Below are 11,189 nucleotides of genomic sequence, written 5' to 3' on the forward strand. Positions count from 1 at the left end.
GGCGAGGGCGGCACGGGCGGCGAACGGGTCGACGGCGTGCCGCAGGCCGCGCAACGCCGCCGGGGACAGCCGCAGCCGGCACGACCAGCGCAGCAGGGAACGGGCGAACTCGTCGCTACCCGCCCGCCACCAGGCGGCGAGGTCGAAGTCGTCCGGCCGATCGAACGTCTCCGCCCGCAGGGTGGCCGCGGAAATCCGCCCGACCCGGTAGCTGCGGAGGTCGCCCCGGTGGCGGCCCGCCAGGTACCAGGTGCCCGCCTTGCAGACCAGCCCGAGCGGATCGACGCGGCGCGCCACGCTTCGCTCCGCCTCCTCGTCCACCGCCCGCTCGCCCTGGTCGGTCGAACCGGCGGCTGCCGTGTCATCGCCGGGGCGGGTGTAGCGCAGGTCGACGGGGCGGGCGTAGCGCAGGTCGACGCGTCGGCCGGCCCACACCGCCTCGGCGAGCGTGGCCAGGTGCGGCACGGCCTCCTCGCGGTGGAACCATCCCGGCGCGTCGAGAAGAAACCGCTGGCGGACCTGCCCCGCCTGGACGCGGGGCCGCGGTGGAAGCGTCGCCAGGACCTTCGTGCGCGCGGCCGCGGCGATCCCGGCGAGCCCCAGCCCGCCGAGCACCTCCGGCCCGGCGCCGATCAGCAGCAGCGCCGCCGCCTCGTCGCCGGTGAGCCCGTCGAGGCTGGTCCGCCAGCCGTCCATCAGCCGCACCCCGCCGGCCCGGCCCGGCTCGGTCCACAGCGGCACCCCGGCGTCCTGCAACGCCGCGATGTCGCGGTGCACCGTGCGGACGGACACCTCCAGCTCGGCGGCCAGCTGCCCCGCCGTCGCCCGCCGCACGGCCTGCAGATGCAGCAGCAACGCGGTCAGCCGGCTCGATCGCACCCCGCGATGCTAGGCCGAAAACCATGACGGAAGGTGGCAGGGTTCAGGCCGCAGGATGGCCGGGTGACGACACCCACGACCCCGTCCACGACCTCGTCCAGGACGTCCTGGCGCGACTTCGAGTCCGCCCACCCCACCCTCGCCGGCACCGTCCGTACCCGGTTCAAGGCGTTCCGCCATCACATCCTGGCGACGATCCGCGCCGACGGCTCCCCGCGCACCAGCGGCATCGAGGTCACGTTCCACTCCGGCGACCTCTGGCTCGGCAGCATGCCCGCCGCCCGCAAGTCCCGCGACCTGCGCCGCGACCCCCGCTTCGCGCTGTCCGCCAACCCGGGCCCAGGCACCGACATGGCCGGCGGCGACGTCCGGATAGCCGGCCTCGCCCGCTGGGTCGACGACCCGGCGGCCCTGGCCCACTTCGCCGCCGAGGTGTCACCCCCCGAGCCGTTCGACCTGTTCCGCGTCGAGCTCACCGAAATCGTCCGCACCACCGTCGACGAGGCCGCCGAGGAGATCGTCCTGACCAGCTGGCGCCCCGGCTATCCCGCCGTACGCGTCCAACGCCGTGGCAACAGCGCCGCCGACATCCGCGACACCTGGGCCGAAGCAAACGCCTGACCTGCGGTAATTCCAGCCCTGGCGCGGAGGCAGGAGAATCCCGCGGACGCCTCAGCCGGCGCGAATCCGGCTGTGGCATGAAGCCGACCAGCGCCCCCACGTTTCCCGGTACGAGCGTCGCGGGCCGCGGTGCCGAGCCGCTGCGTGCCGGGCTGCCGCCTGTCGGTCGGCGGCGCTCGGTGTCGGTGATGGGTTCCGCGGAACCGGGCGGGCACCCTCGCGACGATGGGCCGCCCCCGTGGCCTGAACGTCGACGAGACCGCCCACCTGCCGGGTTCCGGAACGGCGCTGCGCCGCGACCCCGACGGCCGCTTCTCGTTCCTGCACCGGTCCGTCCTCGAATACTCCGTCCTCGAATACCTAGTGCTCGGCGCCGCCGACGCCCTCGACGAGCCGCTGGTCGACCCGCATGGGGCACGCATTTCCAGGTACGGCCTCTTGCCGCGGGCGGCCCGTCGCCGCACGGCCGGTTCAGCTATCCCGAGGCCTTCGATCGGCTCTGAACCGACACGGAGAACGCTTCCACGACGGAACTGAATGCGCCGAGAAAGCGCGGTACCGTCCCCGTCAAGGACCGGACGACCATCAGCATCATCAAGCAGGCATTCCGGCCGGCAGAGCAGTCCGGGGACGGCGAATACGTCGGCGGGGTGGACATCCTGCTCGCCCTCGCGACCAGGCCGTCCCTCGCCCGGGACGTGCTGATCGATCTCGGCGTCACCCCGGAGCGCATCCGCACCGTCGACGCCGAACGTACGCGGGCACGGGCTGGGGAGATCGCCCCCCCGCGTTGACCGCGACGGGCCACCGTCGACGAGACCGCCGAGGAGATCGTCCTGGCAGGCTGGCGCCCCAACTATTCCACGGTGCGCTCCAGCGTTACGGCAACGGCTCCGCCGCCATCCACGAAATCTGGGCCAAAGCAAACCCGTGACCTGCGCCGAAGCCGGACTTGTCGCGAGCGGCAGGAGAATCCCTTCCATTGCCGGCCGGCGGCGATGCGAATATGGCATGCTCGATAAATGCCGGACGGGGTGCCACGGGCATGGCAGCACGACTTTTTCATCAGCTACACCGGCGACGACAGAGACTGGGCGGTCTGGGTCGCCTGGCAGCTTGAACTGATGGAGCGCACGCCGGGTGAGCCGTTCAAGGTCTTTCTCCAGACCTGGGACTTCGTCGCAGGCACCGACTTCGTCACGTGCATGCAGGACGGCCTGACCCAGGCCGAACGGATCGTGCCCATCCTCTCGGAGGCGTACCTCGAACAGTCTCCCTACGGACGGGCGGAATGGCAGTCCGGCTTCCGCCGCGACCCGCTCGGCGCCGGACAGGTGGTCGTCCCGGTGCGGGCACGACTCTGCACACCGGAGGGCCTGCTCGCCGGCCGCAGCTACATCGATCTCGTCGGCCTGGACGAGCCCACGGCCACGGCGACGCTGGCCGCGCGGATGTACGCCACCGTGACGGGTCGGGCGAAGCCGGCGACCGCTCCCCCGTTCCCGGGTCCGCCCTCCCCGGCCCCGACTTCCACGGCTGGGCTTCGGGGACTGCCCGCGCCGTATCCCGGCGCCTCCGTCGAAATCCCCCCACCAGCGTCGTCCGGATCGGCCGCCGCAGTGGTGGGTTTCGCCTCGCGGCCGGCGGCGGGCGGCCGGCGACGGCGGTCCATCTCGGTGCTGCACCTGTCCGACCTGCGCCTCGGTGGCGCCGACGAGACCGGCGGCGACGTGCTGTCGATGCTGACGCCGATGCTCGACGACTTACACGGCCTCGGCGCGCAACGGTCGGGCGTCGACGGACGCGCCGCGATCGCCGACCTGATGGTCGTGACCGGGGACCTGACCCGGACGGCGTCCGAGGACGAGTTCGATCGGGCCCACGACTTCCTGGCCGGTCTCGCCGACGGCCTGGGCCTCGCCCGGGAGCGGATCGTCGTCGTGCCCGGCGACCTCGACGTCAACGCCGCGCTCTGCGAGGCGTATGTCGCCCACGAACGCGCCTACAAGCGCGCGGCCGTCCCACCGCACTGGCCGAAGTGGGCGTTCTTCGACAACTTCCTGCACCGGCTGCACGGAGGGGAGGCGCAGGCCCGCTTCCGGCTGGGGCGTGAATGGTCGGTCGTCGCCGTCGGCGAGCTGAAGGTCGTCGTCGCCGGGCTGAACTCGACGATGGCGCAGACCCACCGGGTGCGCATCGGCGAGGTCGGCGAGCGCCAGCTCGGCGCGGTGGCGCAGGAGTTGGACCAGATCGGATGGAAGGGCTGGCTGCGGATCGGCGCGGTGCACCACGGCCCGGCAAGCGTCGCCGGCACGGAGGCCGGGACCTTCCTGCGCGATGGCGGGGAGCTGGACCGGATCCTCGCCCCCCGGTTACACCTGCTGCTGCACGGCGGCCACGGTGACGGTCGCATCGGCCGGCTGCCGGTCGGCCTGCCAGCGATCCCGGCCGGGCCCGAGCCGATGGACCCGCGCAGCGCCGACCGCGGTGCGGCACAGGCGCCAGGACCACCAGGACCAGGCCGCTACCAGGTCATCGACATCGACGCGGCGGGATTCGATCGCAGGTCACGCGTGCTCGCACCGGCTACCGCCGCCGGTTTCGACGCCGAGGACGCGCTGTCGGCCCGCGTCGCGGTCTCGTTCGAGTCGGCGCATGAGACCTTCGGTCCCGACCCCTGGCCCGCTCGGAACCTCGTCCGAGCCGCGGCCGAACAGGCCGAGCCGGACGACACCTTCGACGTCGACGACTCGCCGCGGCGGCGACCGGCGATACTCGCCCGGCCGCGGGACACCCTCGACGAGCTCGCAGAGGTGGCGCGGCTGCGCGATCGGGACGCCGTCGTCGAGCGGGTCGAGACCGCCGGGGACACGCCGACGCATCTGCTGGTGCGGCGGACGGAGGGCCGCATCGTGGAGCTGCGCCTGATCGGCCTGGTCGAGGGCAGAGTCGACGAACTCGCCGTCGCGTCCTTCGCGGCCGAGATGACCCGGGCCTACCTGGCGTTCCCGTTGCGGCGGACGGATCTGGTGTACACCGGTGACGCCCCGGCGTCGCCGGAACTGGTGGCCTTCGCCCGCGGCCGGGACGTCCGGCTGCTGAGCATGCCGGAGTACCAGGGCGTGTTCGACCTGCGCGACTACCGGGCCCGCCAGACAGAGGAGCTGCTCAGCGACCCGGACTACCCGCCCCCCGCCTACGTCCCGCAGCACATCCGCCGCATCGACCGCAGCCGGGCGCCGGTCGGCGGCGACGCCCTCGAGATGGTGCTGGACTGGCTGGCCACCGACGACGCGCGGTTCATCCTGGTGCTCGGCACGTTCGGCCATGGCAAGACGTTCCTCGCCCGCCAACTCGCCCTGGCCGTGCCCGAACGCCTCCCGCACGTCGACCCGATGCTGATCGAACTCGGCAAGCTGGAGAAGTCGTTCGACCTCGACCGGCTCGTCGCCCAGCACCTGGTCGATACCGGGGTGCGCCAACCCGATCTGGACGCGTTCCGGTACATGGTCCACGAGGGCCGGGTGGTGCTGCTGTTCGACGGCTTCGACGAGCTGGCCGCCCGGATCACCTACGCCCGCGCCACCGCCTACCTCGACGGCCTGCTCGCGATCCTCGACGGCACCGGGTCGGCCGCCGGCGGCGCGGCCGGGCCGAATCGAGCGAAGGTCGTCGTGACCAGCCGGGCCGAGTTCTTCATCAACGACGACGAGGTGCTGACACGGACCGGTGAGAAGGTCGAGCGGACCCTGGGACGCTTCATCGTCCGGCTGGCGGACTTCACCCCGGCGCAGATCAAGCGTTACCTGGTCGGGCACTTCACCCGGGCGCTGACCGCGGGCGGGCCAGCGGACGAGATCACCATCGCCGAGGCGACCCGGCAGGCGGCCACCCGCCTCGCGCTCATCAACGACGTCGACGACCTGCTCGAGCTCGCCCGTAACCCCCGGCTGCTGTCGTTCATCGTCGAGATCGACGACAAGCGGCTGCGCGCCGTCCGGGACCGGGCCGCGAGCACCGGCGACGGCCGCGTGACCCGCGCCGCGCTGTACGCCGAGCTGGTCGATCAATGGTTGACGTACGAGACGAAGCGGTCTCCGGAGCTCACCCTGGCCGAACGCCGCACTGCGGTCCGCGAGCTGGCCGTCGCGATGTGGCGCGGCGGCGAGGCGGCCGTCGATCTGGCCCGGCTCACCGAGATCGCGGCACAGGTGCTGCGCGCGATGGGCCGGCCCCGCGGCCTCAGCGTCGACGAGACCGCGCATCTGCTTGGTTCCGGTACGGCGCTGCGCCGCGATCCCGACGGCCGCTTCTCGTTCATCCACCGGTCGGTGCTCGAATACCTCGTCGCGGTCGAGGTCGCCGCCGGGCTCGCCGGCTCCGGCCAGGAGGGCACGGTGTCGCGGCGCGGCGCGTCCCCGGCCGAGGCCGTCAGCGCCGAGGCCCCGGCGACCGCCGCCGACCTGCTCGCCGCCGAGGAAATGTCCGGTCTCATGCTCGACTTCCTGGTCGATCTGGCCTCCCGAAGCCGACTGATCGCCTGGGCAGAGTCCACGGCGAGCGACCCGGACGCGCCCACGATCGCCCGGGAGAACGCCGTCCTGGTGGCGCGACGCCTCGACGTGCTTCTCGGTAACGGCGCCCGGCTCGCGGGCATCGATCTGTCCGGGCGCGATCTGTCCGGACGCGCCCTGCGCGGCGCCGACCTGCAGGGGGCGAACCTCACCGACGCCCGGCTCGACGGCGCCGACCTGCGCGACGCCGATCTGAGGACGGCGATCCTGGGTGGGGCGTCCCTGCGTGGTACCCGGCTGTCCGGCGCCGACCTGAGGGGGGCGGACCTCACCGGCGCCACGCTCGTCGACGTGGTGTCCGATCGCGTCGACGCGGGCGGGGCCGTGTTCGACGGCGCCCGGATCGAGGGCGGACGGTTGAGCGGCCTCGTGCTCACCGACGCCTCCCTGCGCGGCGCCCGGCTGACGAGCACCCTCCTCGCCGGGGCGGACCTGTCGCGCGCGAACCTCTCGGGCGCGACCCTCACCGCCGTGACGATGACGGACGCCAGGGTGGCGGGCAGCCGCTGGTCGCGGGCCGCCGTCCTCGGTGGATCACTCGGGTCCGCGGCGGGCGCGACGGAACTCGGCGCGGCCGCGATTCCCGGGCTGGACGAGGCGGACACGGTGACGGCGCCCGCCGCCGCTCCCCAGAACTCGGTGGCGTTCTCCCCCGACGGGACCATGCTGGCGACCGCGGCCGCCGACGGCACCGCCCGGCTGTGGGACGTCGCCACCGGCCAACCCCTGCGCACCCTCGCCGGCCACAACGGCTCGGTGTGGTCGGTGGCGTTCTCCCCCGACGGGACCATGCTGGCGACCGCCGCCGACGACCGCACCGCCCGCCTGTGGGACGTCGCCACCGGCCGCCCCCTGCGCACCCTCGCCGGCCACGACAGCTGGGTGTGGTCGGTGGCGTTCTCCCCCGACGGCATCCTGCTGGCCACCGGCGCCACTGACGGAACCGCCCGGCTGTGGGAGGTCGCCACCGGCCAGGCCTTGCGCACCCTGGCCGGCCACGACCGCCCGGTCCGCTCGGTGGCGTTCTCCCCCGACGGGACCATGCTCGCCACCGCCGCCGACGATGGCAACGTCGTGCTCTGGGATATCGCCTCCGGTCAGGCGTTACGCACCCTCACCCGCCACGAGGCGTCGGTCCGCTCGGTGGCGTTCTCCCCCGACGGGACCATGCTGGCCACCGCCGCCGACGACCGCACCGCCCGCCTGTGGGACGCCGCCACCGGCCAGGCGTTACGCACCCTCACCCGCCACGAGGCGTCGGTCCGCTCGGTGGCGTTCTCCCCCGACGGCTCCCTGCTGGCCACCGCCGCCGACGACCACACCGCCCGCCTGTGGGACGCCGCCACCGGCCAGGCGCTACGCACCCTCACCCGCCACGAGGCGCCGGTCCGCTCGGTGGCGTTCTCCCCCGACGGGACCATGCTCGCCACCGCCGCCGGCGATCGCACAGCCCAACTGTGGAACATCGCCACCGGCCAGGCCATGCGCACCCTGGCCGGCCACGACCGCCCGGTCCGCTCGGTGGCGTTCTCCCCCGACGGCACCATGCTCGCCACCGCCGCCGACGACCACACCGCCCAGCTGTGGAACATCGCCACCGGCCGCCCCCTGCGCACCCTCACGGGTCACGACGGCTGGGTGTGGTCGGTGGCGTTCTCCCCCGACGGGACCATGCTGGCCACCGCCGCCGACGACCGCACCGCCCGCCTGTGGGACGTCGCCACCGGCCACCCCCTGCGCACCCTGGCCGGCCACGACCGCCCGGTCCGCTCAGTGGCGTTCTCCCCCGACGGCACCCTGCTCGCCACCGCCGCCGACGACCGCACCGCCCGCCTGTGGGACGTCGCCACCGGCCAGGCCCTGCGCACCCTGGCCGGCCACGACCGCCCGGTCCGCTCAGTGGCGTTCTCCCCCGACGGCACCCTGCTGGCCACCGCCGCCGCCGATCGCACCGCCCGGCTGTGGGATGCCGCTACCGGGAAGGTCATCGCGTCCCTGATTCCCATGCCGGCGGGATGGGCCGTCCTGCTCGCCGGCGACGCCTACAAACTGGTGGGTGAACCGGACGGCGCATTCTGGTGGGTCATCAAGAACGTCCGCTTCGAACCGGGCGACCTTGACCGCTATGTCCCGGCCATCCACCGGCTCCCGCCTGACGCCCCGCTGCCTCTGCCTCTGCCTCTGCCTCTGCCGAAATCTGGGCGCGCCGCGGGATGACGTCAACATCGTTGATTATCATGACGGCATCGACGACACCGAGAAAGATGCAACGAGTGGAGCGGACCCCGACGACAGATCGGGTCCGATGGACCATGCTGCCGCCGACGAGGCGGCCGAGGCCTTCCCGGCGGACGCATCGCCTCCGGACGGCGAGCGCGCGAGCACAGCCGATGCCGCCGATGCGGACGCGGGCCGGCGGGAACGCACCCGACGGTCGCGGCGGACGCCGCGGGGGACGTTGTCGCGGGAGGTGCTGATGGCGGCGGCAATGGAGGTCGTCGACACCCTCGGCGCCGGGGCGTTCAGCATGCGGGCGCTCGGCGGGTTCCTCGACTGCGACCCGACGGCGATGTATCGGCATTTCGCCACCAAGAACGCCCTGCTCGACACGCTCGTCGACAGCGTCATCCGGGACGGGGTCGCGGACCTGCCGCAGACCGATGACCCACGCGCCGACATCCGCGCGAACTTCCGCCAGCTCCGCCGCTCGCTGCTGGCCCACCCGACGTTGGCCCCGCTGGTGCTGCGCCGCCCGCCGGGCGTCGGCGCCTACTGGGAACGCTCCGACCACGCCGTCGCCCAGCTCCACCGCGCCGGCATGGACCCGGCGGACGCGGCCAACGTCTACCAGACGCTGCTGTTCTACACCCTCGGCCACACCCTGTCGGAGGCGCGCCAGCTCGCCCGCGCGGTGGAGAAGGAGGGGGCAGGTGCCCGTGGTGGGCCGGTGGCGCAGGTGCGCCCGCCGGCCGAGCTGCACCCGGACCTGTCCGACATCGCCCCGCACCTGCGGGAGGACAACGAGGCACAGTTCCTCGCCGGACTCGACCTGATCCTGCGCGACCTACCCCGGTAGCCGTCTCCCGACAGCCGTCCCCCGACAGCGGTCATCCGACAGCGGTCATCCGACAGTCGTCATCTGCCGATAGTCGTCATCCGCCGCGGGAGCGGGCCCGAGGCCGGCGGCGGGACGTCCCGGGCACGGGCGGCCTACCCCGTGCCGGGTACCCCGGGACGGTTACGGCCCGACGCGGCCTTGCTACGGTACGAGCGAGCCCGTGGCCCCCAGCCGCCCGCGCGAGAAGCCCAGAACTTCACGGTGGGCCGCCGCGGCGCCACCCGTGGGTGACCGCGGACGGCTGGACGTCGCCGGCCCCGCCGACGGGCGCCCACCGGCGTTGGCGGCGGGTCGAGCGACCGGTGCCGCGGGCCGGCCTGACGACGCCGACGAACGAAGATGACAAGATCGGAGCACCGGATGAGGTTGCTCGACGGGCGGTCCATGGCCGCCGAGATCGGCCGGTACGTGATCGACGAGGCGGAGCGGCTGATGCTTGCCGGCAAGACGCCGACGCTGGCCGTGGTCCTGCCGAACACGGATCCGGCCGCCCGCTCCTACACCCACATCATCGAACGGACCGCCGGCAAGGTCGGGGTCCGCTGCGAGCCGCACGAGGCCACCACCGGGGCGGCGGCGCTGCTCGACACGGTCGACGCGCTGGCCGCCGATCCGCTGGTCGACGGGATCATCGTGCAGACGCCGCTGCCGGCGGAGCTGAGCTCCCGCGAGGTCGGCGAACGCATCCCCGTCGCCAAGGACGTGGACGGGATGAACCCGGAGAGCCTGGGTCGGCTCGCCCTGGGGCTGCCGGGCTTCGCCCCGGCGACCGCCGCCGCGGTGGTGGAGATCCTGACCCGCGCCCGCATCCCGATGGCCGGCGCCCGGGTGTGCGTCATCGGCCGTGGGCCGGTCGTCGGCAAGCCGGTCTCGCTGCTGCTGCTCGCGGAGGACGCGACCGTCACCGTCTGCCATTCCCACACGAAGGACCTGGTGACGATCGCGCACGAGGCCGACATCATCGTGTCCGCGACGGGGGTGCCAGGTCTTGTCGGTGCCGGGTTCGTCCGGCCGGGGGCGACGGTCGTCGACATCGGCACCGCGGTCACCGCCGCCGGCCAGGTCGGCGACGTGGACGCCGCGGCCATCGCCTCGGTCGCCGGTGCCCTCACCCCCGTGCCGGGTGGAGTCGGCCCGGTGACCACCATGCTGCTGCTGCGCAACACGATCCGAGCCGCCCGCGCCGACTGACGCCCCGCGCCGGGGCACACAGCTAGGCCGGGGCACACAGCGGGTCAGCGAGGCGGACCCGGTTGCGGCCGTCGGCCTTCGCCCGGTACAGGGCGGTGTCGGCGCGGGCGAGGAGCGCGGACAGGTCGCCGGACGACCCGTCCTGGGTCGCGACGCCCACGGACACGGTGACCGACAGTGGGGGTCGCCCGTCGAGCCGGCAGCGGGTACCGGCGACCTGGCTGCGGATCCGCTCGGCCATGTCGAGGGCATGCTCCCGGCCCGCCTCGGTGAGCAGGATGACGAACTCCTCGCCGCCGAAGCGGCCGACGAGGTCTCGCGGCCGGACCGTGGCCCGCAACGTGTCCGCGACGGCGAGCAGGATGACGTCCCCGGTGAGGTGGCCGAAGCGGTCGTTGACCCGTTTGAAGTGGTCGATGTCGACGAGCAGCACCGACAGCGACCGGCCGGTGCGGGCGGACCGGCCGATCTCACGCTCGGCGACCTGGTGCCAGTAGGCGGCATTGGCGAGCCGCGTCTTCCCATCCGAGCGGGCGGCGAGCAACAGGTCGGCGTGCAACAGGCTGCGCTGCAGCAGCAGTACCGGCGGGGTCACGGCCAGCATGAGGAACGGGCTCGCCGCCCACAGCACCGCCACCACGATCGACGAACAGATCTCGGCGGCCCGCGCCGGCACCAGCTCGCGGCGAGCGCGCCGCGGCGGCCGCGCGGGGGCCGGCCCCGCGCCGCCCCCGCGGCGCCGCGGGGCCGGACGGTGCGGGAGCGGCGGGGGGCTGCACCCCGTCCTGCCTCATGCCCGCGCCTGC

7 protein-coding genes are annotated in these 11,189 nt (G+C 73.7%); 5 read left to right on the forward strand and 2 right to left on the reverse strand.

From position 1 onward, the window contains the following. Nucleotides 1-879 (reverse strand): YafY family protein (locus ND748_RS16210; protein ID WP_251746645.1); only part of this gene is annotated, 879 nt, incomplete at its 3' end. A gap of 63 nt (nt 880-942) precedes the next feature. Here ND748_RS16210 and ND748_RS16215 point away from each other — a divergent pair. The 5 genes from ND748_RS16215 (at nt 943) to ND748_RS16245 (ending at nt 10,383) form a co-directional block, all read left to right on the forward strand. Then, nucleotides 943-1,500 (forward strand): pyridoxamine 5'-phosphate oxidase family protein, encoded by a 558-nt coding sequence (locus ND748_RS16215; RefSeq protein WP_251746646.1) that lies wholly within the window; start codon nt 943-945, stop codon nt 1,498-1,500. Nucleotides 1,501-2,150: 650 nt separating this feature from the next. After that, entirely contained in the window at nt 2,151-2,294 is a 144-nt protein-coding gene (locus ND748_RS16220; protein WP_251746647.1) for a hypothetical protein, read from the forward strand. Nucleotides 2,295-2,534: 240 nt separating this feature from the next. Beyond that, nucleotides 2,535-8,291: a pentapeptide repeat-containing protein gene (locus tag ND748_RS34090; RefSeq protein WP_308205647.1), complete on the forward strand. Its 5,757-nt coding sequence runs from the start codon at nt 2,535-2,537 to the stop codon at nt 8,289-8,291. A 259-nt stretch (nt 8,292-8,550) separates the two neighbouring features. Further along, complete coding sequence (locus ND748_RS16240; protein WP_251746650.1) at nt 8,551-9,150, forward strand: TetR/AcrR family transcriptional regulator C-terminal domain-containing protein; 600 nt, start codon at nt 8,551-8,553, stop codon at nt 9,148-9,150. Nucleotides 9,151-9,552: 402 nt separating this feature from the next. Beyond that, nucleotides 9,553-10,383, forward strand: a complete 831-nt coding sequence (locus ND748_RS16245; protein ID WP_251746651.1) for a bifunctional 5,10-methylenetetrahydrofolate dehydrogenase/5,10-methenyltetrahydrofolate cyclohydrolase — start codon at nt 9,553-9,555, stop codon at nt 10,381-10,383. 22 nt (nt 10,384-10,405) lie between these two features. Here the strand turns inward: ND748_RS16245 and ND748_RS16250 are convergent, their stop codons facing one another. Next, nucleotides 10,406-11,059 (reverse strand): GGDEF domain-containing protein, encoded by a 654-nt coding sequence (locus ND748_RS16250; protein ID WP_251746648.1) that lies wholly within the window; start codon nt 11,057-11,059, stop codon nt 10,406-10,408. Between the last annotated feature and the right edge of the window lie 130 nt (nt 11,060-11,189).

Source organism: Frankia sp. AiPs1, assembly GCF_023716945.1.
GTDB lineage: Bacteria > Actinomycetota > Actinomycetes > Frankiales > Frankiaceae > Frankia.